This is a genomic window from Micromonospora sp. DT44, assembly GCF_049841635.1.
In the GTDB taxonomy this organism is placed as follows: Bacteria; Actinomycetota; Actinomycetes; order Mycobacteriales; family Micromonosporaceae; genus Micromonospora.
In genome coordinates this window covers 30,955-54,200 of the sequence record NZ_JBNCKS010000044.1, presented here as the reverse complement: position 1 = coordinate 54,200, position 23,246 = coordinate 30,955, and the positions used below count along the sequence as shown (strand labels likewise).

The 23,246-nt window shown below is 71.6% G+C and carries 26 protein-coding genes, 1 tRNA gene and 1 pseudogene; 12 read left to right on the top strand and 16 right to left on the bottom strand.

Annotated features, from left to right (window positions below; all coding sequences use genetic code 11):
- The first annotated feature begins 172 nt into the window (after nucleotides 1-172).
- The 7 genes from ACLQ25_RS23835 (at nucleotide 173) to ACLQ25_RS23805 (ending at nucleotide 5,948) form a co-directional block, all read left to right on the top strand.
- Nucleotides 173-448, top strand: coding sequence for a hypothetical protein (locus ACLQ25_RS23835; RefSeq protein ID WP_425733013.1), 276 nt, complete (start codon nucleotides 173-175; stop codon nucleotides 446-448).
- Nucleotides 448-684 (top strand): hypothetical protein, encoded by a 237-nt coding sequence (locus tag ACLQ25_RS23830; RefSeq protein WP_425733012.1) that lies wholly within the window; start codon nucleotides 448-450, stop codon nucleotides 682-684. The genes ACLQ25_RS23835 and ACLQ25_RS23830 overlap by 1 nt, the downstream gene beginning before the upstream one ends.
- 331 nt (nucleotides 685-1,015) lie before the next feature.
- Entirely contained in the window at nucleotides 1,016-2,152 is a 1,137-nt protein-coding gene (locus tag ACLQ25_RS23825; protein ID WP_425733025.1) for an FtsK/SpoIIIE domain-containing protein, read from the top strand.
- On the top strand, nucleotides 2,116-3,081 hold the full coding sequence (locus ACLQ25_RS23820) for a hypothetical protein (protein WP_425733024.1): 966 nt from the start codon (nucleotides 2,116-2,118) through the stop codon (nucleotides 3,079-3,081). Before ACLQ25_RS23825 ends, ACLQ25_RS23820 begins: the two co-directional genes overlap by 37 nt.
- A 137-nt stretch (nucleotides 3,082-3,218) precedes the next feature.
- Nucleotides 3,219-4,514, top strand: coding sequence for a replication initiator (locus ACLQ25_RS23815; RefSeq protein WP_425733023.1), 1,296 nt, complete (start codon nucleotides 3,219-3,221; stop codon nucleotides 4,512-4,514).
- A complete protein-coding gene (locus ACLQ25_RS23810) occupies nucleotides 4,511-4,699 on the top strand; it encodes a helix-turn-helix transcriptional regulator (RefSeq protein ID WP_425733011.1) in 189 nt (62 codons plus the stop codon). Before ACLQ25_RS23815 ends, ACLQ25_RS23810 begins: the two co-directional genes overlap by 4 nt.
- A gap of 1 nt (nucleotide 4,700) precedes the next feature.
- The gene (locus tag ACLQ25_RS23805; protein ID WP_425733010.1) at nucleotides 4,701-5,948 is read left to right on the top strand and encodes a tyrosine-type recombinase/integrase; all 1,248 of its coding nucleotides are present in this window, start codon (nucleotides 4,701-4,703) and stop codon (nucleotides 5,946-5,948) included.
- Nucleotides 5,949-6,012: 64 nt separating this feature from the next.
- On the opposite strand, the gene ACLQ25_RS23800 is transcribed toward ACLQ25_RS23805, so the two are convergent.
- The 6 genes from ACLQ25_RS23800 to ACLQ25_RS23775 all read right to left on the bottom strand — a co-directional run bounded on the left by ACLQ25_RS23800 (nucleotide 6,013) and on the right by ACLQ25_RS23775 (nucleotide 12,636).
- A tRNA-Ala gene (locus ACLQ25_RS23800) sits at nucleotides 6,013-6,086 on the bottom strand.
- Between the two features lie 236 nt (nucleotides 6,087-6,322).
- Nucleotides 6,323-7,102: a hypothetical protein gene (locus ACLQ25_RS23795; protein ID WP_425733009.1), complete on the bottom strand. Its 780-nt coding sequence runs from the start codon at nucleotides 7,100-7,102 to the stop codon at nucleotides 6,323-6,325.
- 179 nt (nucleotides 7,103-7,281) lie between these two features.
- Nucleotides 7,282-7,932 (bottom strand): GNAT family N-acetyltransferase, encoded by a 651-nt coding sequence (locus ACLQ25_RS23790; RefSeq protein WP_355048988.1) that lies wholly within the window; start codon nucleotides 7,930-7,932, stop codon nucleotides 7,282-7,284.
- Nucleotides 7,933-7,999: 67 nt separating this feature from the next.
- Entirely contained in the window at nucleotides 8,000-9,313 is a 1,314-nt protein-coding gene (gene glp, locus ACLQ25_RS23785) for a gephyrin-like molybdotransferase Glp (RefSeq protein ID WP_425733008.1), read from the bottom strand.
- Nucleotides 9,310-10,272 carry a UTP--glucose-1-phosphate uridylyltransferase gene (locus ACLQ25_RS23780; protein WP_425733007.1) on the bottom strand — a complete coding sequence of 321 codons (963 nt, stop codon included), beginning with the start codon at nucleotides 10,270-10,272 and terminating at the stop codon, nucleotides 9,310-9,312. Before ACLQ25_RS23780 ends, glp begins: the two co-directional genes overlap by 4 nt.
- 9 nt (nucleotides 10,273-10,281) lie before the next feature.
- Nucleotides 10,282-12,636, bottom strand: coding sequence for a diguanylate cyclase (locus ACLQ25_RS23775; RefSeq protein WP_425733006.1), 2,355 nt, complete (start codon nucleotides 12,634-12,636; stop codon nucleotides 10,282-10,284).
- A gap of 85 nt (nucleotides 12,637-12,721) precedes the next feature.
- Here ACLQ25_RS23775 and ACLQ25_RS23770 point away from each other — a divergent pair, with 85 nt between their 5' ends.
- Together ACLQ25_RS23770 and ACLQ25_RS23765 are read left to right on the top strand one after the other, a co-directional pair.
- Complete coding sequence (locus ACLQ25_RS23770) at nucleotides 12,722-13,399, top strand: 5-formyltetrahydrofolate cyclo-ligase (RefSeq protein WP_425733005.1); 678 nt, start codon at nucleotides 12,722-12,724, stop codon at nucleotides 13,397-13,399.
- Nucleotides 13,400-13,462: 63 nt separating this feature from the next.
- Nucleotides 13,463-13,828 (top strand): FmdB family zinc ribbon protein, encoded by a 366-nt coding sequence (locus tag ACLQ25_RS23765; RefSeq protein WP_425733004.1) that lies wholly within the window; start codon nucleotides 13,463-13,465, stop codon nucleotides 13,826-13,828.
- Nucleotides 13,829-13,901: 73 nt separating this feature from the next.
- Here ACLQ25_RS23765 and ACLQ25_RS23760 read toward each other — a convergent pair whose 3' ends face one another.
- Nucleotides 13,902-14,084 (bottom strand): hypothetical protein, encoded by a 183-nt coding sequence (locus ACLQ25_RS23760; protein WP_425733003.1) that lies wholly within the window; start codon nucleotides 14,082-14,084, stop codon nucleotides 13,902-13,904.
- Between the two features lie 51 nt (nucleotides 14,085-14,135).
- Here ACLQ25_RS23760 and ACLQ25_RS23755 point away from each other — a divergent pair, with 51 nt between their 5' ends.
- Nucleotides 14,136-14,462 (top strand): hypothetical protein, encoded by a 327-nt coding sequence (locus ACLQ25_RS23755; RefSeq protein WP_425733002.1) that lies wholly within the window; start codon nucleotides 14,136-14,138, stop codon nucleotides 14,460-14,462.
- Between the two features lie 49 nt (nucleotides 14,463-14,511).
- Here the strand turns inward: ACLQ25_RS23755 and ACLQ25_RS23750 are convergent, their stop codons facing one another.
- Nucleotides 14,512-14,994 carry a DUF2231 domain-containing protein gene (locus ACLQ25_RS23750; protein ID WP_425733001.1) on the bottom strand — a complete coding sequence of 161 codons (483 nt, stop codon included), beginning with the start codon at nucleotides 14,992-14,994 and terminating at the stop codon, nucleotides 14,512-14,514.
- Between the two features lie 200 nt (nucleotides 14,995-15,194).
- On the opposite strand from ACLQ25_RS23750, the gene ACLQ25_RS23745 reads away from it, so the two are divergent.
- Nucleotides 15,195-15,623, top strand: coding sequence for a Fur family transcriptional regulator (locus ACLQ25_RS23745; protein WP_355048996.1), 429 nt, complete (start codon nucleotides 15,195-15,197; stop codon nucleotides 15,621-15,623).
- 74 nt (nucleotides 15,624-15,697) lie between these two features.
- Nucleotides 15,698-16,555, top strand: a pseudogene (locus tag ACLQ25_RS23740) (oxygenase MpaB family protein).
- A 42-nt stretch (nucleotides 16,556-16,597) separates the two neighbouring features.
- Here the strand turns inward: ACLQ25_RS23740 and ACLQ25_RS23735 are convergent.
- From ACLQ25_RS23735 to ACLQ25_RS23700, 8 genes are all read right to left on the bottom strand, one after another.
- A complete protein-coding gene (locus ACLQ25_RS23735; protein WP_425733000.1) occupies nucleotides 16,598-17,518 on the bottom strand; it encodes a RecB family exonuclease in 921 nt (306 codons plus the stop codon).
- Nucleotides 17,519-17,562: 44 nt separating this feature from the next.
- The gene (locus ACLQ25_RS23730; protein WP_425732999.1) at nucleotides 17,563-18,177 is read right to left on the bottom strand and encodes a MarC family protein; all 615 of its coding nucleotides are present in this window, start codon (nucleotides 18,175-18,177) and stop codon (nucleotides 17,563-17,565) included.
- 41 nt (nucleotides 18,178-18,218) lie between these two features.
- Nucleotides 18,219-19,091 (bottom strand): PHP domain-containing protein, encoded by an 873-nt coding sequence (locus ACLQ25_RS23725; RefSeq protein WP_425732998.1) that lies wholly within the window; start codon nucleotides 19,089-19,091, stop codon nucleotides 18,219-18,221.
- A 92-nt stretch (nucleotides 19,092-19,183) separates the two neighbouring features.
- Nucleotides 19,184-20,458, bottom strand: a complete 1,275-nt coding sequence (locus ACLQ25_RS23720) for a hypothetical protein (RefSeq protein WP_425732997.1) — start codon at nucleotides 20,456-20,458, stop codon at nucleotides 19,184-19,186.
- A complete protein-coding gene (locus ACLQ25_RS23715) occupies nucleotides 20,455-21,246 on the bottom strand; it encodes a SigE family RNA polymerase sigma factor (protein ID WP_425732996.1) in 792 nt (263 codons plus the stop codon). Before ACLQ25_RS23715 ends, ACLQ25_RS23720 begins: the two co-directional genes overlap by 4 nt.
- Before the next feature lie 103 nt (nucleotides 21,247-21,349).
- Nucleotides 21,350-22,225 (bottom strand): PH domain-containing protein, encoded by an 876-nt coding sequence (locus tag ACLQ25_RS23710; protein ID WP_425732995.1) that lies wholly within the window; start codon nucleotides 22,223-22,225, stop codon nucleotides 21,350-21,352.
- A 6-nt stretch (nucleotides 22,226-22,231) separates the two neighbouring features.
- On the bottom strand, nucleotides 22,232-22,390 hold the full coding sequence (locus ACLQ25_RS23705; protein WP_007455302.1) for a hypothetical protein: 159 nt from the start codon (nucleotides 22,388-22,390) through the stop codon (nucleotides 22,232-22,234).
- A gap of 116 nt (nucleotides 22,391-22,506) precedes the next feature.
- Nucleotides 22,507-23,217, bottom strand: a complete 711-nt coding sequence (locus ACLQ25_RS23700) for a DUF6758 family protein (RefSeq protein ID WP_425732994.1) — start codon at nucleotides 23,215-23,217, stop codon at nucleotides 22,507-22,509.
- Between the last annotated feature and the right edge of the window lie 29 nt (nucleotides 23,218-23,246).

The following is a 23,246-nucleotide window of genomic DNA, read 5'->3' as shown; positions in this document are numbered from 1 at the left end:
GATTGCTTTGAACGTTGGTCTTATTCGTCGTGAGATGCGTCGGTGGCGTCGGGTGTGGCGGTTGTCCGGTCGGGAGTGATCGCTGGTCGGTGTGCTCTATCCGCCCTTCGGAGATGGGTCCGGGGGTGGGTGGTGGTCACCGAATGGCGGATAGACCGGGAAGGGGAGAGGTATGAGTTTGACGCCGGAGTTCGTGAAGTCGTGGACTGGTAGGTCTCGGTATGAGGCGCTGATGGGCAACGTTCAGGGGCTGTCGATGCTGCTGGACGGCGCTAAGAGCCTGATCAGCGCGTGTGAGCCGCCACCGGGGACGTTGTACCAGTTCGCGGCCCGGGTGGAAGACCTGGAGGACGCGCAGAAGCAGGCGGTAGAGGCGCTGCGGGCGTTTCACACGCGGGTGAAGACGTATGAGGCTGATCTGGTCTCGAAGCCGTGGAAGGTGGGCTGATGTCGTACCGGGTTAGTGACACGTACGACGCTATCGATCAGGCGATGCGGCTGATGCGGTCTTCGATGAAGGGGATGCCGGAGCGGGCTCGGTACATGCGGCATTACGACGATCTTCGTCGGGCGGTCGCGGTGCTGTTGATTCTGCTCGAAGAGGCCGCGCCGTGGATGGACGAGACGGAGAAGGCGAAGCAGTCCACGAATCTCGCGAAGAAGATGCTCGCCGCGGTGCGCTGACAGGAATTGCTCTACGGGAAGGCCCGGATTGGTAATCCGATCCGGGCCTTCCTTTTACCCCAAAACAGATCCGACTTAATTGCGTAAGAACTGGTGAAGGTAGGTGCGGGAGATGGCTAAGCGTACTCAGGGGTGGGAGTGGAAGGTCGCGGGTTGGGCAGCGCGGCACCCGGGCTTCGTTGCTGCTCCGGCGGCTGTCGCTGCTGGTGTGGCGCAGCTCGGGCCGGTGACCACGGGTGGTGTCGCGGCGGGTGTGATCGCTGCGGGTGTGGGCTGGTACCGGGGTCACCCGGACTCCTGGTCGACGCTGGCGGCCCCTCAACTGCGGGCCATGCGTCGGCGGTGGCTGTCGCGGGCGTACCTCGGTTCGTGGTGGGGCCGGGTCACTGAGGCATGCAACCTGGTGACGGTGCACCGAGTGACCGGGGCGGTCAATGTCCCCCGGATCATCCGCATCCGGTCGCACTCGCCGTCGACGGAGACGGTGTACGTACGGCTGCTGCTGGGTCAGACCCCGAAGCAGTGGGAGGAAGCGGCCGAAGCCCTGGCGGTTGCTCTGAAGGCTGAGCGGGTGGGTATCGAACGGGTCCGCCCGCAGGTGATCGCGCTGATCGTGCAGCGGTCCGAGCCGTTCACTCAGGTCATCGTTCCGCCGGACGTGCCTGGCGACGCTGACGCGGTGAGCCTGGCGAACGTGTACCTGGGTGAGACCGAGCACGGTACCGACTGGATCGCTCCGCTGATCGGTCAACACTGGCTGGTCAATGGTGGTACGGGGTCGGGTAAGAACTCGGTGACGTGGATGGCGTTGCGGGCGTGCGCGCCGCTGATCCGTGACGGCCTGGTGCGGGTGCACGTGGTCAACCCCAAGGGCACCGAGTTGAACGCGCTGCGTCCGGTGTCGTACCGCTACGCCGAGACGGACGGCGACATCGTGGAGGTCGTCCAGAACTACTGGGCCACGATGCAGGACCGTAAGAAGACGTTGGCGGAGCAGGGCCGGCGCACGTTCGAGCTGTCCCGCGAAACGCCTCTGGATCTGCTGGTGATCGATGAGTTGGGGGCGGTGACCGGCTACGGCGACCGGTCGCTGACCAAGGGCGTCCAGGCGGTGTTGCCGCTGATCCTGTCGCAGGCTCGCGCCCTGGGCGGCAGCGTCATCGGCGCGCTTCAAGAACCCACCAAGGACGTCATCCCGCAGCGGGACCTGTTCTCCCTGCGGGTGTGCCTGCGGACCACGTCGGCCGGACACGTCGACATGGTTCTCGGTGACGACATGCGACGCCGGGGCGCGCTGGCCGACGAGATCCCGAACCACCCGAGCACGGCCGGTATCGGGTTCGTGGTCAAGCAACGGTCACGGACCCCTCTGCGGGTGCGGGCGGCGTACTGCGATGACTCCGACATCCGCGAGCTGGTGCGGGTCGCCGGCTGGCCCCACACCGAACTCACCACCGCGGGCCGGTGATCGAGGTGAACAACCCCGACACCGACAAGCAACCGGCGAAGCAGCCCCGCCCGGTTCGCAAGCTGAGCAAGCGTCTCGACGTTGCCCGGCAGCTTCACGAGCTGGAGAAGGATTCCGCGCTCGACATCGTGGACATCGAACGGCTACGCCAAAGCGTCACCCGCTGCCTGTGGCTGTTCCTCGCCGTCGGATCGGCGTTCACCACGACCGGCGTCCAGGACTTCCTCGCCGGGGACCTCACCCCGGCCGATCCGGTGTGGTGGGGCTGCTGGGGCGTCGAACCATGCCTCGTCGGCATCCTCATCACGATCCTGCGATGGGAAGCCGCGATGATCGCCCGAGACATCGGCATCGACTCCAAGGCGGTCGACTGGCTCAAGCGGTTCCTGCTCGGCTCCACCCTCGTCATGAACGTCGTGCCAGCGCTCTGGCCGCGTGAGGGCGGAATCAGCCCCGGAATGCTCGCCGCACACATCATGGTGCCGGTCCTGGTCTTCTTCCTGGCCGAAGTCATGCCGATCGTGCAAGCCCGCTGCACCCAAGCACGCCGGGCCATCAACCTCACGAACACCCCGGCCCCGGCCCCCGTCCCGGCTCCGGCTCCGGCTCCGGCTCCGGCTCCGGCTCCGGTGACCGTGCCGGCCGCCGTCGCGGAACCCGCCACTCCGGCGCCCGCTCCGGTGGAGGTTCCGGTCTCGATCCCGGTCTTCCGGGTGGAGCCGACCAGTGACGCGGTAGCGGAGCCTCCGGCCCTGGACGGCTTGGGCATTCCGCCCGGGATGCAGGCCCAGATCCGGCGACTCGTCGCGGACCTGGACCGCCCGATCACCGCCGTCGACATCCAACAGGCCACCCGACTACCAGCGTCGATCGCGGCGAAGGTCGCTAACCGGTTCACCCCGGCCACGGCCAACGGCTACACGCACTGATCTGCGCACCTTCTCTCGCTCGCTCTGACCTGCCGTGCCCTACGTGCTGGGGCACGGCAGGTCCGTCCATAGAGGAGATCCCCATGGCAACACCACCCCGCCCGGCGTACGACGGTGAAGCGGCGCTAGCCCAATGGATGCGCTCGCCGGCCTACAAGCAATGGCGCGCCGGCGTCGAAAGCGTCGCAGGCTGCCTGCAACCGGTACGCCTGCTCGGCAAGTTCGAGGTCCGCCACACCGGCAGCGGTGACCTGATCGCCTCTCGGCAGGGCAAGGTGTGGGCGTCCTGCGGCACCCGCCGCGCGGCCGTGTGCCCGTCCTGCGCCGACCGGTACGCCGCTGACGCCTGGCACCTCATACACGCGGGCATGTCCGGCGGCAAAGGCGTCCCCACCACCGTGGCCCGATCGACGCGGCTATTCGTCACGCTCACCGCCCCGTCGTTCGGTGCGGTGCACAACCGGCCCGGCAAGCGGCCGTGCTCCTGCGGACGCTGGCACCCCGAAGGGCACCCGTCGCTGGGTAGCCCAGTCGACCCGAGCACCTATGACTACACGGGCGCGGTGCTGTGGCAGGCGCACAGTGGCCAACTCTGGCACCGCTTCACCATCGCCCTACGCCGCGCCGTCGCCGCCGCTGGCGGACTCACCGTCCGCGCATCCGGGGCACACCTGCGGATCTCCTACGCCAAAGTCGCCGAATACCAGCGGCGCGGCCTGGTCCACTTCCACGCCGTCATCCGCGCCGACGGCCCCACCGGACCGGACTCCGCGCCCCCGACGTGGCTCACCGCCGACGTTCTGGCTGACGCGGTGCGTTCCGCGGCTTCGTCCGTCGAGCTGGACACCACCCGACCCGACACAACCGCGCTACTCCTGGGCTGGGGCGCACAGGTCGACGTCAAGGACATCACCGCTACCGATGTCGACATCGATGACGGAGACGACGACGGGGACCAGGCCGTGGCGGACACCCGGCTCGCCGGCTACATCGCCAAGTACGCCACCAAGGGCACCGGCGCTACCGAGACCGGAGACCGGCGCATCCGCTCACAGATACACATCGACCGGCTACAGGTCTCCGCGCACCACCGCGCAATGATCCAAACCTCGTGGGACCTCGGCGGACTCGACCAATACGCCGATCTCAAACTGCGCCACTGGGCGCACATGCTCGGCTTCCGAGGCCACTTCCTCACCAAGTCGCGGATCTACTCCACGACCTTCAAAAACCTCCGCGCGGTACGCCGAACCCACCAGATCCACACGGCGCTTACCGACGCCGGTCTGCCCGAAGACACCGATGTCCTGGTCGTCAACGACTGGCAAATCCTCGGCATCGGCTACGACACCCCCGAACAACTCGAACTCGCCACCGCCATCGGTGATCGCATTCGAGCCGCACGACAGCAAGCCAGAAAGGAACCCCGATGACCACCCCCGCCACCATCGAACGGCTTTGGAGCGTCACCGACGTGTCGGCGTTCCTTGGCGTTCCCGTCGGCACCCTCTACCAATGGCGTCACCGCCGCATCGGCCCCCGCGCGTCTCGCGTTGGTCGGCACCTGCGCTACGACCCCGCCGACGTGCGGGCCTGGTTCACTGATAAGGCGGCCTGACATGCCCATTGATGACCTGTGGTACCTCACCAAGCGGGGGCCGGACAAGAAACGGCTCCCCTCCAAGCGGCACGGTCGGGGCAAACGTTGGCGGGTGCGCTACACCGACGCCGCTGGCGAGTCCCGGGAGAAGATGTTTGAGCGCAAGGTGGACGCGGAAGCCTTCGATGTTGCAGCACGGGCCGGTATCGCGGAAGAGACCAAGGTCGACCAGGCTGAGCGTCAGGTGACCTTCCGCGAGTACGGAGAGCGGTGGCGGCTCTCGCGGCAGATCGGGCAAGCCCTCGACTACCAGCGCCACACAGAATCGCGTCTGCGACATCACCTCTACCCGCATGTTGGCAAGCGGCAGATGCGGGCGATCACGGTCACAGACGTCCTCGAATGGGTGGCGCTGCTGCTGCGGAACAACGTGGCGCAGTCCTCGGTGAAGACGTACTTCGACCTGTTCAACGCCGTCATGAATGCGGCCGTCGCGGACCGGGTGATCTCCGACAACCCGTGCAAGGCGGTGCGGCTGTCGGCGATCCTGCGAGGCTTTTCGCGGGCTCCGAAGTGGGTGCCGACCGATGACGACATGCTCGCCCTGGTCGACGCCGTGCCCGACCGCTACCAGGCGGCCATCTGGTGTGGCGCGGGTGAAGGGCTGCGCCTCGGTGAAGTCCTGGGCCTGGAGGACGGCGTGCGATGCGTCGACCGGCCTCGCCAGGAACTGCACGTGGTTCAGCAGCTCCGCTTTCACAAGAACGAGTACGGCGGGTTCTACCTCGCCCCGCCGAAAGCGGGTTCGGTCGGTGACATCGACCTGGACGACCATGTGGCGCTGGTGCTCGCGGAGCACGTCCGCAAGTACCCGCCGGTGGCGGTGGAGCTGCCCGACATCACTGCGGGGACTCCCGACCCGGGGAAGCAGGCGAAGCGTCGGGCGGTCCCGCTGCTGTTCACCGACGAGCAGGGCAAGCCGATTCATGATCAGCGTTGGTCAGATCTGTGGCGGGGCTGGCGCAAGGCGGCGGGATGGCCTGACGAAGGCACGTTCCACTCTCTGCGGCACTACTACGCGACTCGGCTGATCACCTCGGGTGCCGATCCGACCGACGTGCAGAACGCCCTACGGCACTCCAGCCTGCGCATCACGTTGGAGACATACGTGCACTGGTGGCCGAAGAAGAACCGTCGCCGCAACATCGTCAGCACGGCGCTTCGGGAGGCTGCGGGCAACCGCTCGGGGTCGGCGCTTCCGGGCTAAGTTGTGCCGGATCTGTGCCAAATGATCAACGGCCAGCGTTTCCGCTGGCCGTTGATGGTATGGGTGGAGCTGAGGGGATTTGAACCCCTGACCCCCTCGATGCGAACGAGGTGCGCTACCAGTCTGCGCCACAGCCCCCCGCCGGCGAACCGACTTCGGTCCCACCCGGCTTTCACCGGGCGGGCCGGCAGCAAGGCTAACAGGTCGCCCGCCTCCACTGCGAATCCACCCCCGGTGTGCCGCCCCGCCGGCCCCGAGATCCACTCGACGTCCAGGAAACCGGGGCATCCCGGACGCCCGGACAGCACGCCTTGCCGGAAGCCGAGTTGATCAAGCGCGCCGCGGACGAGGGCCAGGCGCCGGGCGCGAATCGGTCAGGCGCCGCGGCCGGCCTCGTAGGGGCGGCCGCGCAGGCCACCCGAGCGACGGTACGAGACCGAGCCGCCGTTGACCGCCGCCGGCAGGTCCGCAGGGCGGTCGAGGCCCATGGCGGCTCGGCGTACCCCCTCGCGTTGGGCCGCCAGACGACGCTGCGCCTCCCGGCGGGCCGCCGCGCGACGGGCCTGCTCGCGGCGGACCTCGGCCTGGCGGGCGGCCAACCACGCCGCCTCCCGGGCCCGGGCGCGACGCCGGCGGCGAGCGGCGAGGGCTCGCCTGCGCAGGTGTACGACGTACACGGCCAGCAGCATGAAGGTGACCGAGAAGCCGATCCAGAAGCCGGGGCTGACGAACAGCACGCCGATCAGCTCGACGACGTTGAGCAGCAGCAGCGCGGCGAGCACGCGGCGTCGCCGATACACGGCGGGAGTGTGCTGCCGACGCGGTGGACGACGGCGGGGACGCTTCGGAGCCGGCGGTACGGCGCGCAGCCGGCCGGAGCGACGGCCCGCCGGGGGCGCGGAGACCGGAACGGCCAACTTCCCCGTAGTCGCGTCTTCGCTGAGCGTTACGACAAGCGAGCGCGGCGGGTGGAGGGGCTGCCGTCCCGGCACAGTGCGACGCCGCCGACGGCGCTGGAGCACCCGCGCCGTCGACTGCGCCCGCTCCGCCACCAGCCGCTCGGTGGCGTCGTACCGGCGAACCAGCGCCGGAGCCAGGGCGAGCAGGCCGGCGGCGGCGAGGACGGCGAGGAGCACCGAGGTCGGCACCCTCACCCCTCCCGTCACCGAATTCGGAGCAACCGCTCCCCGACCGCAGGATCTTCCACCGATCACGCCTGAGCGCGTGGATCATCCGGGCGGTGAGCGCTTGCCGCAGCTTGCAGTTACTTGAGGTTACGGTGAACCGACCGGGATACCGCAGCGCCGCGCCGATCCCGTGCGTGGGACAGTCGTTACCGCGCGGTCGCACGGATCCGGTGCCAGCGGGCCAGCAGACCGCCTTCGGCGGCGACCTCCTCGCTCGTCATCGCGTATCCGATGTGGTCACGCCACGCGCCGTCGATGTGCATGTAGCGCACGTGGTACGACTCCTCGCGGAAGCCCAGCTTCTCCACCACCCGCCGCGACGGACGGTTCTCCGGCCGGATGTTGACCTCGATCCGATGGAGTCCACCCGGGCCGAACGCGTGGTCGACGGCGAGCGCGAGCGCGGTCGGGATCACACCCTGCCCGGCCACCCGGGCGTCCACCCAGTAGCCGACGTAACCGGAGCAGAAGGCGCGGCGCACGATGCTGCCGACGTTGAGGTGCCCGACCAGCCGATCCCGGTCGGCCTCACGCAGGCAGACCGCGAAGGGCATCCCCTCGCCCTCGCGGGCCGAGCGCCGCTGGTCGCGGTGCACCCACCGGAACGCGGCCGGCGAGTTCAGCTCATCCCAACCGCCCGGCAGCGACGACTCCCAGGGCGCCAGCCAGGCCTGGTTGGCCCGGCGTACCTGCGACCACGCCGCCGCGTCGGAGCGCCGGTACGGGCGCAACAGCACCGGCCCGTCGACCAGCACCGCCGGCCAGCCGGGCGCACGGACCGGTCCGAAGAGGCTCACCCACACAGTCTCCCGCGCGGGACCGGTTCGCGCGCAAGTGGACCCCCGACATCCCGTCCGGGGGATCTCACCGACGGCGGTCCAGCAGTAGGACGTCCACGGTGGAGCCGGCGGCGGCGCTGGTGACCCGCTCGCCGAGCACCAGGAGCCCGTTCGCCTCGGCCAGGCCGGAGAGGGTGAACGGCCCCCCACGCAGCGGTTGCACGGTGTAACCGCCGCCGCGTCGCTCGGCGACGTGCGCGGGCCGGAACTCGCGCAGCCCGCCGGGTGAGGACACGGTCTCCAGCAGGTGTGCCCGGACGCTGGGACGGAACACCGGCTCCGCGCCGGCGAGCAGTTGGATCGCCGGCCGAGCCAGCACCTCGAAGCCGATCAGCGCGGCGCCCGGATCGCCGGGTAGGCAGACCACCGGCACCTCCTCGGCTCCGACCGTGCCGAACCCGAGAGCGGTGCCGGGATAGAGCGCCACGTCGGTGAAGGCCACCGGCCCGGCCCGGCCACCCTCGCGACGGGACAGGATCCGCCGGACCATGTCACCGGGGCCGGTGCCGGTCCCGCCGGTGGTGATGATCAGATCGGCCCGCAGGGTCTGGTCCTCCAGCAGGCCACGCAGCCCTTCCGGGTCGTCGTCGCAGATGCCCACCCGGTACGCCAGCGCGCCCACCTCGGCCGCGGCGGCGGTCAGCGCGTGCGAGTTGGCGTCCACCACCTGACCGGGCTGGCTGCCCCGGCCCACGTCGACCAGCTCGTCCCCGGTGGCCACGATGACCACCCGGGGGCTGGGCCGGACCACTACATGGCCGATGCCGGTGGCCGCGAACACGGCGACGAGGGCCGGGGAGACGTACGTGCCGGCGCGGGCGAGCAGGGTGCCGGCGGGCAGCTCCTCACCGGCGCGGCGGACGCCGTACCCCCGCTTGGGGGTGCGGAAGATCTCGACGGCGGCCATGCCCTGGTCGGTCCACTCCACCGGGACCACCACGTCCGCGGCGATCGGCAGGGGCGCCCCGGCGGCCACCGAGAAGCACGCGCCCGGGGTGAGCCGCACCGGCCGCCAGCTCGCCGCGCCCAGGTCGCCGACCACGTTGAGCCGGATGCTCCGCCCGCCGGGCGTGCCGGAGGGGGCCGGGACGTAGCTCGGGCCCCGGCCCCCTCCGGAAATGTCCTCCCAGCGCGCGGCGTAGCCGTCCACGGCCGCCTGGTCGAAGGCCGGGAAGGCGTGCGGCGCGGCAACGTCCTCGGCGAGGACGTTGCCGTGCGCCTGGGTGAGGTCGAGGTCGAGTGGCGGCAGCGCACGCAACCTGCGCAGCACGCTGCCCAGGTAGTCGGCGAGCGGCGTCAACTCGTTCGCGGCCGCCTCGGCGTCGGCCGTCGCGGTCATGTACCAGATCCGCCTGCCGCGTCGGCCTTGACGAAGTCGGCCAGCCAGGCGCGGAACTCGGTGCCGAGGTCCTCGCGTTCGGCGGCGATCTGCACGACCGTCTGGAGATAGCCCAGCGGCATACCGGTGTCGTAGCGGGTGCCCCGGTAGACGATCGCGTGCACCGGGGTGCCCTCGGTGCGCAGCAACTCCATCGCGTCGGTCAGCTGGATCTCGCCCCCGCTGCCCGGCTTGGTCCGCCGGATCGCGTCGAAGATCGTGCCGGGCAGCACGTACCGGCCCAGCACGGCCAGGTTGCTCGGCGCGTCCTCCGGCTGCGGCTTCTCCACCATGCCGGTCACCTTGACAACCTCGCCGATGTCGGTGAGGTCGCCCTCGGCGGGCTCGACCGAGGCGATGCCGTACCGCTTGGTGTCGGCCGGGTCGACCTCGAAGAAGGCGAGCACCACGCCGCCGGTGCGGGCCTGCAACTCCAGCATGGCCGGCAGCAGCGGCTCGGACGGCTTCACGAACTCGTCCCCGAGCAGCACCGCGAAGGGCTGGTCACCGACGTGGGCCTCGGCGTACCCGATCGCGTGCCCGAGCCCGAGCTGCTCCGGCTGCCGGACGGTGTAGATCTCGGCCAGCTCACCGGGCCGGCGCACGGCCGCCAGCCGCTCGGCGTCGCCCTTCTCCTCCAGCCTGGCCTCCAGGTCGGGGCGACGGTCGAAGTGGTCCACCATCGACGTCTTACCCCGACCGGTGATCAGCAACACGTCACCGATGCCGGCCTGGGCGGCCTCCTCGACGATGTACTGCAGCACCGGCCGGTCGACGACCGGCAGCAGCTCCTTGGGAACCGCCTTGGTGGCCGGCAGGAAGCGGGTGGCGAGTCCGGCGGCCGGGATGACGGCCTTGACCGCCAGGGGACGGCCGGTTGCGGCGACCGTCGCTGAGGGGTTCGCTGAGTGCTCCGACATGCCGCGAGACTATCGGCCACGGCTCTGCCGCGGCGGGTGTGGCCCAGAAGACGCGCCGCCGCCCGGCCCCGGCCGCGCCGCGTCCGGGCCGGCTCGCGCGGCGTCCACCGGGCCGTCCGCCGGTTCCGGCCGCGCGTGCGCGGGCCCCGGACGGTTCGATTCGGGTACACCCGCAGCCGACTCCGACCGGGCGTGGCCGCCCGGCTCCCGCGGGACCTGCGCGGGCCGACCGGCTCTCGGCAGCCCGTCGGGTGGGCTGACCGCGCCGGCCGGCACCGGGATCTCCCGCGTCGGCACGTCCGGGCGGACCTCCGCGACGCGGTAGGTGTCCCGACCGGCGGCCTTGGCCACGTAGAGGGCATCGTCGGCGGCCTCCAGCACCTCCCGCCCGGTGCTGCCGTGATCCGGGTAGACGGCGATACCGACCGACACGGTCACCACGATCGGCCCCGCGTACGCCTCGACGGCGATGGGCGTCTCGCGTACCGCCGCGCCCAGCCGCTCCGCGACGATCGCCGCGCCCCGGGCGTCGGTCTCCGGCAGGAGCAGCACGAACTCCTCCCCGCCCTGCCGGAACGCCAGGTCCACCTCGCGGATCTCTCCGCGTACCCGCCGGGCGAACTCCGCCAGCACGGTGTCCCCTGCCGCGTGCCCGTACGTGTCGTTGACGTCCTTGAAGCGGTCCAGGTCGAGGGCGAGGACGCTGAGCATCCGGCCGAACCGGCTGGCCCGCTCGACCTCCCGGCGGATCGACTCGCGCAGGTAGCGGTAGTTCCACAGCCCGGTGAGCGGGTCGGTGAGGGAGAGCCGCTGGGCCTCCTCGTGCACCCGCACGTTCTCGACCGCGACGGCCGCGTGCCCGGCGAAGGTCCGCAGGGTGACCAGGTCGTCGTCGTCGAACTCGGCCGCGCCCACCCGGTCGTAGAGCGCCAGCACGCCGAGGGCCACCGCCGGAGAGACCGCCTCGTCGGCGGTGCTCTCGCCCCCCGGGATGGTCCGCTCGCCCCCCGGGATGGTCGTCGTGCCGCTGCCGAGCCCGGTCGTGCCCGGTGCGGCGAAGGGGACCGCCACGTAGGTGCGGCAGCGCGGCTCACCGGTCGGCGGCTCGGTCGGTTCCACGCGTCCCCGCTGCGGCTCGCCGGTCGCGGCCACCGCGCCGACCACGCCGACGCCCACCGGCACCCGCAGGGTCTGCGGGCCGTCCGGGTCGGGGACCGGCCAGCGTCCGTCCAAGCCCTCGCTGCACTGTGCGACCAGCACCCCGCCGGTCTCCACCAGCAGCACCGCGCCGGCCCGTGCGCCGGTGGCCGCGATGGCGCTGTGCAGGATCACCCGCAGGATGCGTTGCAGATCGTGGGTGCTGGCCAGGGTGTCGCCGAGCACCGCGAGGTGCCCGCGAAGCTGGTCACGGCTGCTGGTGAGCGCCGCGACGTACGAACCGGTCTCGCGGGTCATCCGGTTGAACGCCTCCGCGAGCCGGCCCAGCTCGTCCCGGCCGCGCACCGGCACCCGGGCGGTCAGGTCTCCGTGCGCCACCCGGTCGACCGCGCCGGCCAGCTCCGCCAGGGGCCGGGTCGTCACCCGGGCCAGCCGCCACGCGGTCAGCACGGCGAGCAGCCCGGCCAGGACGACCACGCCGGCCAGCGTGACGTGCAGCCCCGGCGGCCTGGTGCTCGGCACCGACAGCACCAGCGGCAGCGGCTGGCCCACCGACGGTCCGATCCGCCGCACGTACCGGCCCTTGGTGGTTTCGGTGACCTGCTCTCCGGTGCTGTGGCCGGCGGCGGCCAGCACCCCGTCGCGTACCTCGCGGGACTCGGTGGTGTGGGTGAACCGGGCGGCGCTCACGCCGCCGTCGAGCAGCGTGACCGCGACTCCGCTCACCGCCGCCAGCCGGGCCACGAAGGCCGGGTCGACGAGCTCCGCGGCGGCCACACTGCCCAGCAGGGCGCCGGCCGCGTCCCGCCGGTCGACGCGGGCCGCCAGCGCGCGGACCGGACCGGACGTCGCGGCGACCGGCTCGGCGCAGTCCCGCCAGGGTGTCGACGGCGCGCCCGGCGAGACGTACGTGACCCGTCCACCCACGTCGCTGACCAGCACCGCTGCGGCCAACCCCCGGCCGACGAGCTGGCCGGCGACGACCGCCGGATCACCGGTGAGGGCGACCGCGTCGGCGGCGGCACGGAGCTGCTGGCAGAGGGCGTCGACCGAGGTACGCACCGCGGACGCCGCCACGGCGAGGCGTTCGGTGGACCGGGTGCGGTCGACGGCCGTGACGGTGGAGGCGACGAAGAACGCACCGAGCAGGACCGGGCCGAGCACCACCACGAGGAAGGCTGCCGTCAACCGCCCGCGTAGCGTCACTCGGTCCCCCCGGAAGTTCCGCCTCCGTTGCTTGCGATGCTGACACAGAGCAACCGTGGGAGTGGCGTTGCGTCAGGAGTGTTGCGTGTCAGATTTTTCTGATGAAGCGGAAGTGACCCGTGTGACGAAGCGGGACACCCGGGTACGGCTACTCGCCCACCGTCGGACCCTGGACGACACGGCGCGGGCCGCAGCCGCCCGGCGCGTCCAGGCCGAGCTGGTCGCCCTGGTACGCCGGCTGCGCCCGCGCCGGATGACGGCGTACGTGCCGGTCGGCTCCGAGCCGGGCGGGGCCGACCTCGCGGAGGTGCTGCGCGGGGCGTTACCGGCCGAGGGCGAGTTGCTGCTTCCCGTGCTTCGCGCGGATCTCGACCTGGACTGGGCGCTGTACACCGGTCCGCACGCGCTGGCCGCCGCCGGCCGGGGCATCCGGGAGCCGGTCGGCCCCCGCCTCGGCGTGGCCGCCGTCTCCGACGCGGAACTGGTGGTCGTGCCGGCGCTCGCCGTCGACCACCACGGCCGGCGGCTGGGCCGCGGCGGAGGCTCCTACGACCGGGCGCTGGCCCGGGTGCCCACGGCGAGCCTGACCGTGGTGCCGTTGCACGACGGTGAGCTGGTCGAGGCGCTGCCCGCCGAGCCGCACGACCGTCCGGTCCGCGCGGTGGTCACCCCCTCCGGCGGAATGCGTACGCTTGATGACGGCCCGGGTACGGCGCAGGGTGTCGCGCCCCACACGTCCGCTGGACGAACCCGGCCCGAATGACGCACCATTGGCACTCGAATAGGTCGAGTGCCAACTGGCCGAGTCCAGATACCGGAGGAGAACGTGCCTACGTACCAGTACGCCTGCACCGCGTGCGGTCACCAGCTCGAGGCGGTGCAGTCCTTCTCTGACGAGCCGCTGACCGAGTGCCCGGCGTGTCAGGGACGGCTGCGCAAGGTCTTCAACTCCGTCGGCGTCGTCTTCAAGGGCTCGGGCTTCTACCGCACCGACTCCCGCGCGTCCGGCTCGGAGACGTCAGCCGGCGGCGCGACCAAGCCGGCCAAGTCCGAGTCGTCCTCGTCCTCGGGTGGGGACTCCGGCTCGTCGTCTTCGACGTCCTCGTCGTCGTCCGGGTCGTCGTCGTCCGGGTCGTCCTCGTCGTCCGGTGGATCGGGCAGCGGCAAGGCGGCGGCCAGCTCGGCGTCCTGATTCCGCTCGGCCGCAGCCCGCTACGTCGGCGGTGCGCCGCTGAACCCCGGGCGAGGTCCATCCCGTCCGGGGTTCAGTCCCAGTGCGGAGGGCGTTGGTCGAGGAGCCAGTCGTCGTTTCCTACGCTGCGCTCGCCCCAACCGTGGTCGGTGTCGTCCGAGGTCTGCTCGGGCAGCACCACGAAGTCGTCGCTCAGGTCGACGGTGCGGTCGTCATCGCCGCGCGCGACCCCGGCGGCGGGTTCCTCGGTGCTCACGAGCGGCAAGACTAGCGCAGGCCGCCCGCTCCGTTGGTAGCCTCGGACGGCGTGACGACCCCCAGCGGTGGCAGCACCCCCGACGACTACTGGCGTCGGCCCGGGACCGACGACGGTCCCACGGCGGACCAACCGCCACCCGCCACACCACCCACCGACGGGTACGCGGGACCGCCCCCGAGCGTGCCGCCTCCGGCGGGCTGGCGTCCTCCCGTACACCTGGAGCCGGCGCCGCCACGACGCCTGCCACCTCAGGACACGGCCGCCCTCGACGCGGCGGAGCAGCGGTCGCAGCGGGTCACCTACGGTTTCGGGGCCGCTGCCGCCGTGGTGGTGGTGGCGCTCGTCTGCCTGCTCTGCTCGCGAATCCTGTTCTGACCACCGTGCCACTGGGCGGCCGCCGGCAGCGACCGTCGGTCCGCGCTGGTCAGAGGGTGGTGCCCCAGACGGCCTCGGCACCGGAGTGACCGGTCAGGGCGACGTAGACCAGGGCAGCGAGCGACAGCGCGACGGCGGCCACCGCGAGCACCGGCGTCACCAGGGCCGGCAGCCGCGGCACCCGTGGGTGACCGCTGGTCACCACGAGCAGCGCGATGGCCACGATCCCCAGCGGCACCACGATCCGGAAGAGGATGTCGCCGTAGCGCGAGTGCTCGAAGATCTGGTCGAGGATCTGCCCCTGGTAACCACGGGCGACCAGGGCGTCGGTCAACGCCTCGCCCGACTCGACGGCCACGAAGGCGGTCACCGGCGTCACCACGGCGAGGATGCCCAGCGCCCAGTCCAGTCGGTGCCGCCAGCGCGGCAGCCCCACGTACGCGATGGCCAGCACCGCCAGCAGGGGGACGAAGACCACCATCGCGTGCACGACGAAGACGTGTGTCGGTAGACCCAGAATCTTCTCGAACATCGACACCTCCAGGCGGATCGCGGTCCCGGGATCGTCAGCGTACGGACGAACCGCCGGTCGTCCCCGGGCTCTCCCCCGAAAGACACGCGCACGGCGCTGATGAGGTTCAGTGCCTAGATCGATCTTTACGGAGCTGTGTTCGTGACCACCGCCCTCGGCCGACTGTTGTCGTCGCTGGTCGCGCGTGCTGTCATTGGCGCGTGTCCAGAGGTGAGGAACTGCTGCGATCGCGGGGGCTGCGCGTCACCCGACCGCGTCTGGCGGTGCTGGATGTCCTCGCCGACGGTGGCCACCTGGAGGTCGACGAGATCACCCGGCGGGTCCGGGAACGCCTCGACTCCGTCTCCACCCAGGCGGTCTACGACGTGCTGGGGGCGCTCAGCAGGGCCGGGTTGTCCCGCCGGATCGAGCCGGCCGGCAGCCCCGCCCGGTACGAGGCACGCGTCGGCGACAACCACCACCACGTGGTCTGCCGCGGCTGCGGCGAGATCGCCGACATCGACTGCGCGGTCGGCAGCGCGCCCTGCCTGGATCCGGGCGTCGCGCACGGCTTCGAGGTGGACGAGGCGGAGGTGACCTTCTGGGGTCTCTGCCCGAGCTGTCAGTCACGCCGCGCCGCCGACGGCTGACCTCTTCCCCGTCGCCGGAACCCCGGCCGGCCGTGCTGGCCGGCACCGACGCGCCGGCCGTGGCACGCTTGTCGGTGGACTCCGATGACCTCGGCCTCTTCGGTCCGGGTTCGGTCACGTGGAAGGTGCACGAGGAGCCGATCCTGATCGTCGCCGGCCTGCGCTCGCTCTACCTCCAGGCGTTGCACCCGCGCGCCATGGCCGGCGTCGCGCAGAACAGCAACTACCGCACGGACGCGTGGGGACGGCTGGTCCGCACGGCCACCTACGTGGAGACCACCGTCTACGGCACGACCCTCGACGCGGAGCAGGCCGGCGCGCGGCTGCGTCGACTGCACGCCCGGCTGCGGGCCACCGACCCCGCCATCGGCGAGGAGTTCCGGATCGACGACCCGGCCCTGCTGCGCTGGGTGCACGTCACCGGGGTCGAGTCGTTCCTCAGCACCGTCCGCCGGGCCGGTCTGCCGCTCACCGATGACGAGGTGGACGGCTACTACGCCGAGCAACGTCGGTCGGCCGCCCTCGTCGGGCTGGACCCGGCCACGGTGCCGGGCACCGCCGCCGAGGTCCAGGATTACTACCGTGCCGTTCGGCCGGAGCTGCGGATGACCCGGGAAGCCGCCGAGACGGCGCTGTTCCTCACCGCCCCACCGCTGCCGTGAAAGCTCGGCCTGCCGGCCCGGCTCGGCCTCAACCTCGGTCCGCCACGCTGGGCGTACCTCGGGATCGCCGGAACCGCGCTCGCGCTGCTCCCACCGTGGGCCCGGCGGATGTACGGCGGGTTGGGGCTGCCCACCACCGAGTTGTCGGCGGATCTCAGCGTTCGCGCGCTGCGACTGGCGCTCGGCGCGGTGCCGCGTCGCTATTTGGAGGGGCCGTTGATCCAGGCCGCCAAGCAACGTGCGGCGGACCGAGCAACGCTGGCCGGCTGACCGACCCCGCGTGCGCCGCGTCGAGCTGGCCGGCGGACGCGATCAGCCCTCGACGGTTCGTTCCACGGCCGCCCACGGCTCCTTGCCCGGGGTCTGCGCCCCGGTGGGACAGTGCCGCCGGTAGTCGCACCAGCCGCAGCGCGGCCCGGGCGCGACCGGGAACGCCTCGTCGGCGTCACCGCCGTCGGCGACGACCCGCTCGGCGGCCATGATGTCGCGGGCCGTGTCCTCCGCGCGGATCAACTGGCGGGCCAGCGACTCGACGGTGTGGTCGTGACCGGCGACCGTGCCGGTCGGCAGGTGGTGCAGCTCGACCCGGCGGCACGGCCGGCGGAACACCCGCTCGGCCGCGTACGCGTAGAGGGCCAGCGCCTGCGATCCCCGGGCGTCGTCGGCGTCCAGCCCGGTGCGGCCCGTCTTGTAGTCGACGATGACCAGCTCCGGACCCTCCGGCCCCGGCCGGGAGTCGATGCGGTCGGTTCGGCCGTTGAAGGCCAGGACGGCGGTCTTGACCGCCACCACCCGCTCGACACCGAGCGGGTCGGAGTCCGGCTCCAACGTCTCGACGTACGCCTCCAGCCAGCTCAGCGCCCGCCGGTAGGCGGCCCGCTCCTGCTCGTCGTCGCGGTAGCCCTCACGGACCCAGGTGCCCTTGAGCAGGGTGGCCAACGCCTCGGGGCGGCGTCGGTCGGCGGGCAACGCGTACCAGTTCTTCAGGGCTGTGTGCACGCTGGCGCCGAGCGAGTTGTGGGCCCAGGGCGGGCCCTTCTGCGGCGCGGGGCGGTCGACGTAGGAGTAGCGGTAGCGGCGGGGGCAGTCGGCGTACGCACCGAGTTTGCTCGGGGTGCAGACGAACAGACGCTCCGGCATCCCCTCGAAGCCGAGCTGCTCGGCGCCGCCGGGACGCTGCTGAGGGGTCCGACCGCCAGCGGCGGATCGTCCGGATGAAGAGGCTCGTCGCACGCCTGCGATCCTGCCATCCACCCCCGACATCCGGACTATCCCGGTCAGGTCATGTTCACGTACTGCGTGACGAAGGCGGCCACCGCGTCGGCGATGAGCTGAACGGCGATCGCGGCAAGGAGCAGGCCGGCGATCCGAGTCAGCACCTCGATGCCTCCGGGGCGGAGGATCTTGACGATGCCGCCGGAGAAGCGCAGCACGATCCACACGGCGACCATGACGGCGAGGATCGCCGCGGCGATCGCGGTGTAGTCGCCGAACCCGTCGGCCTGCTGGACGAAGAGCATGGTCGCCACGATGGCGCCCGGTCCGGCCAGCAGCGGGGTACCCAGCGGCACCAGCGCGATGTTCGAGGTGACCTGCTGGCTGGGGTCGTCGGCCTTGCCGGTCAACAGCTCGAGGGCGACCAGGACGAGCAGCAGCCCACCGGCGGCCTGCAACGCGGGCAGGTCCACGTGCAGGTAGTCGAGCAACGTCTGCCCGGCCACCGCGAAGATCACGATCACACCGAGAGCGAGCGCGACGGCCTGCCACGCCGCCCGGTTACGGTCGCGCGCGGGCAGCGGCCCGGTCAGCGCCAGGAAGATCGGCATCATGCCCGGGGGGTCGGTGATCACCAGCAGGGTCACGAAAACCTCGCCGAACAGCTTCAGATCCACGTGAGCAACCTAGCCGCGTCACGGTGGGCGAAATACGCGGATCAGACTGAAGCGACCTCGGTCACCCCGGCGGCGACGATTCGCTCGTACGCCTCGACGCCGGTGGTGAACGCGCCGAGCCGGACGGTCTTGTGGGTGCCGTGGAAGTCGGAGGAGCCGGTCACCAGGAGGTCCAGCTCGGCGGCGAGCGCCCGAACGTGCGCCCGTTCGGCCGGGCTGTGGTCCTCGTGGTCGGCTTCCAGCCCGGCCAGCCCGGCGGCGGCCAGCTCGGCGATCAGCTCGTCGGGCACCACCCGGCCACGTCGGGTGGCCCGGGGATGGGCGAACACCGGTACGCCCCCGGCCGCCCGGACCAGCCGGACCGCCCGGAGGACGTCGATGTCCTCCTTCGGCAGCCGGTACCGCTCACCCAGCCAGTCCGGGCCGAACGCCGCGCGGGTGTCGGCGACCAGGCCGGCGCGGATCAGCGCCTGCGCGATGTGCGGGCGACCGACGGTCCCGCCGGCCGCGCCGGCGAGGATCTCCGGCCAACTCACGTCGATGCCGTCGGCGCGCAACAGCGCCACGATCCGCTCACCGCGCTCCTCGCGGGCGGCCCGCACCCGGGCCAGCTCGGCGACCAGCTCCGGGTGTTCCGGGTCGAACAGGTAGGCCAGCAGGTGCAGTGGGATCGCCGGATCCGCGCCCTCCCAGCGGCAGGACAGTTCGGCGCCCCGGATCAGGAGCAGGCCGGGCGGCAACGCCCGTACGGCCGGCGCCCAGCCCGCGGTGGTGTCGTGGTCGGTGATGGCCAGCACGTCCAGACCGGCGTCCGCGCCGGCACGGACCAGTTCGGCCGGCGTCAGCGTGCCGTCGCTGGCGGTCGAGTGGGCGTGCAGGTCGATCCGGGGCGCGGAGCCGGTACGCGAGGTCACTCCCCGACGCTACCGAGCGGACCCGAAGCAGACTCGCGTAGGTGGCGGCGATCCCCGCCGCCCGGCCCGGTGCGCCGACCGACCCGGCCGGGTCAGGAGCCGCTGACCAGGACCGGCCGGTCGCCGGGCTCGATGCCGGCCACAGGCGTCTGCTCGGCCGGTTCGCCGGCACGGACCCGCTTGACGTTGAGCCGGACCAGCCAGCCGGAGCTGTCGACGTAGGCGACGTCCGAGTCGCTCGTCCAGGCGACCGCGCCGCTCACCGCCGGGCCGACCGGTACGGCGTCCAGCGTCGTACCGAGCCGCTCCAGGTCGACCAGCAGGGAGCGGTCGGTCGACCCGACCTTCCCGTTCACCAGGAGCCATCGTCCGTCGTCGGACATCCCGCCGACGCCGTCCGGGCTCAACCGGGTGCCGCAGGCGGTACGTGCCGCTTTCGTGGCCCGCAACGGATCGACCAGTGCCAGGCAGGTCCCGTCCGCCGAGTTCGCCGACACCTGGCTGACCAGCCGCCCGTCCGGCAGCGAACCGTAGACGTTCAGGGTGTCCTGCTCGGGCACCTCGGTCAGCTTGTCCGCGCCGGGCCGCCACAGGACGTGACCCGGCCGGGTCGGATCAGGTCGGACCAACAGGCTGCTGCCGACGAACCGGACGGGTTGCGCGCTGTCCGGGACGGCGATACGCACCGTGCCGATGAGCTGGGTGCCGACGACTCCCGCCACGAGCAGGTCCTCGCCGTCCCGCCAGGCGACCTGCGTGGCGTCGGGCGCGAGAACGATCTGACCCGCGCCGGCCAGCAGCACCTGCACCAGGCCGTCGTCCTGGGCGACCCAGAGGGAGCGCCCGGCGGCGGTGGGCGCTCCGACCACCAGCAGACCCGTGCCGTTGGGTAGCCGGTGCGCGAGTTCGGCGGGGCCGACACCGGGCAGCGCCAGGCGCTTGCCGTCGGCGTCGATCAAGGCGCTGGCGAAGAGTGCGTCGGCGGACGCCTTCGACGAGGGCGGGGGCGGGGGCGGGGGCGGGGCGACGCTGGCCGTGGCGAGCGGTTGGGCCGACAGGTCCGGGTCGCCGATGACGACGATGGGCGGCCCCTGCTGGTCGGAGCCGCCGGAGAGGTGTGTCATGCCGGCGCCGATCAGCACGGTGGTGACCACCCCGAGCGCGATACCGACTCCGGCACGCCGCCGTCGGATCCGGTTGGCGCGCCGGATGGCCTGACCGGCTGGGTCGGCGGTCAGTGGACGGGTAACGGCGACCTGGCGCGAGAGAGCCTCCCGCACCGCACCTTCGAGCTGGTCACGTCGCACCTGATTAGGACGCCGCAGGCCACCCGTGAGGTTGTCGGGGAGCCGCGGAAAGACGTTCACTGCTGCTCTCCGGGGCCGGTGCCGACAGGCACGGCCACCGAAGCGGTGGGCAGGTCGACCGCCGGGGCGATCGGATGGGGCGCGGACGGGCGCGGCGCGACCGGCATGGGCTCGGCCCGACCGACGCTGGGACGCGGCGTCACCGCGGAGCGGGCTCCGGCCATCCCTCCGACCGAACCGGACGGGACCGCCTCGACAGTCCCGCCGGGTCGGGCAGCCTCTCGGGAGCGGGCGGCGGCCGCGTCGCGGCCGCGCCCCGAGGCGGTGCCGGTCGGCGCGGCGGCCAGATCAGGAGTCTCGCCGCCCATGCGGCGACGCAACGTGGCCAGCGCCCTGGATGCCTGACTTTTCACCGTTCCGGGTGAAATATCCAGCAGGGCTGCCGTCTGCGCTTCCGACATGTCCTCGTAGTAGCGCAGGACGAGCACCGCCCGCTGCCGGCCGGGCAGCTCCTTGAGGTGCCGCCAGAGCAGGTCGCGGTCGAGCTGCCGCTCGATCTCGTCGACGCCGGGACGCTCGGGTAGCACCTCGGTGGGGCGCTCACCGTGCCAGCGCCGCCGCCACCAGCTCGTCGACGTGTTGACCATCACCCGGCGGGCGTACGGCTCGACCGCCTCGATCCCGCCGAGCCGCTTCCACGCGAGGTAGGTCTTCGTCAGCGCCGTCTGGAGCAGATCCTCGGCCGTCGCCCAGTCGCCGGAGAGCAGATAGGCGGTACGGAGCAGGGCGGCGGAGCGAGCCGCGACGAACTCGCGAAACTCCTCCTCCAGGGGATCCCTGCTCGCCACCACACACCTCCGCACCCAAACCGTTCTGGAAGAGTGCCACGTCAGCGGCGTTCCGGTCCATGACGAAAGGTGCGCACTTGCTCCGATGTTCGGACGAAAACTTTCACGCCCCGTCGTCGGCCTTGGCCTCGTCGGCCTCCTTGCCCAACCGCGCCTCGACCGCCTGCGGCTCGTACATCTCTTCGACGACCCGTAGGTAGAGCTCGTTCGGGTTGGGCAGATTCTTGACCTCCCGCAGCGCCTGCTCCTGGCCCGCGGACTCCAGCACGAAGGTGCCGTAGTTGAGCGCCCGGCCGGTCGGGGTCTGCTCGTACTTCATGTCGGTGACCCGGACCAGCGGCATCATGGCGACCTTGCGGGTGACGATGCCGTTGACCACCATGACCCGCTTGTTGGTCAGGATGAACCGGTCATACCACCAGTCGGCGACCTTCCACGCCACCCAGCCCATGACGGCGAACCAGAGCAGCACCGCGACGGTCGTCAACGCGCCCACGTTCCGCCCCGCGAGGAAGCCGGACAGGTAACCGAGCACGAAGGTCGCCGCGACGCCGATCAGGAGCGGGTTGGTGAGGTGGATCCAGTGCCGCTTCCACTCGCCCCGGTACCGCTCGGTGGGGAAGAGGTAACGGGCGACCAGCGAGCTGGGCTCATCCTCCAGCGGGAGAACCCGTCGGGGGGTCGACCCCATGGCGTCGGCGCGCAGCCCCGCCAACTCCTCCTCAGAGATCTGGGGAGGCTGGTTGGCGGCGTCGGGATCGCGGATCCAGGCCCGACCGGACCGCCCTTCGCCGGCATAGCCGGGCCCGTCGCCGTAGCCGACGTCGTCCGAAAGGGATGGCCCGTCGGACAGGCCGGGACCGGCACCGTAGCCCGGGCCGTCATCGGGCCCGATCCGCGGGATCGGCTCGGTGTCGCGCTCGCGACGGTCCCGGTCGGGGTCGTCCGGGTCGAAGGGTGGACCGGAGGGGCTGCCCATCGGCGGCTAGGCGACGAGACTGGTGAAGAAGTCGCCGAACCCCTGGGCGATGTCCATGATCCCGCCGCCCAGCGACTTGAACACATCAGCCGCAGAGTTTGGCCGATAGGCGACGAAAAAGATCAAGAATGCGATTCCGGCCCAGGTGAGGACCTTCTTGACCATGGCGGGCCATCCTCTCGCGCGGCGCCGGGTCCCATTACCGCAGCGGCACCCAGAGTATCAGTGTGGTGTCGTACAGTGAATATCTGCGTCCGTTCTCCGTCAACCCGGAAGAGATGTCAAGCTCTCCCGGACAGGTACGGAGACGGTGCGCCGTACACGAGTTCGGGCGGAGTCCACTCGGTCAGGTCGTGTAACACGACATCCTCCGCGAGCAGATGACCCGCACTCGCCGGCCAGGCTATCGCATGCAGCCACATTCCCCGAGCCTCGCCGGCGTACGCGCTTCGATCCGTCGGAGAATTAACCAACCACAGTGGAGTCGGGTGCCCGCCGACCCTGATCCTGGCCTGCCCCACGTGCTCGGGATGCCCCGGGCCGGGGTCGGCCAGCGCGTCGACGAGCTCCGGTCCGGGATCGGGGCCGGCCAGGCCGGCGAGTCGCGTCCCCAGGCCCACGCCCGGCTCCTCGGCCACGAAGACCAGATCCGCCGGGCCGTCGTCGAGCGGCGCGGGCCCCGCGCAGGCCACCGCGGTCGCCCGCACGCCGGTGCGGTCGTCCCCGGCGTACGCCACGCCGGTGAGGGTCCACCCGGGCGGCAGCGGCCACGGGCACCACAGTGGTGTCCCGGGTGGACCGGGAGCCGCGGTGATCCGTTCCACCACGCTCGCGACGATCTCCGCCCCGATGTGTTCGGGCACGTGCAGCGGCGGCACCGGTCCGCAGCGCAGGCACCTCGACTCGGTGTGCATCAGATCCGGCGCCCGCACCGGGCCCCCGCATCTCGGACAACTCACCGCGACACTCACATCCCCACCGTCACCCCACATCGCCGGCACGTCAAGCCGGAACGCCGAGC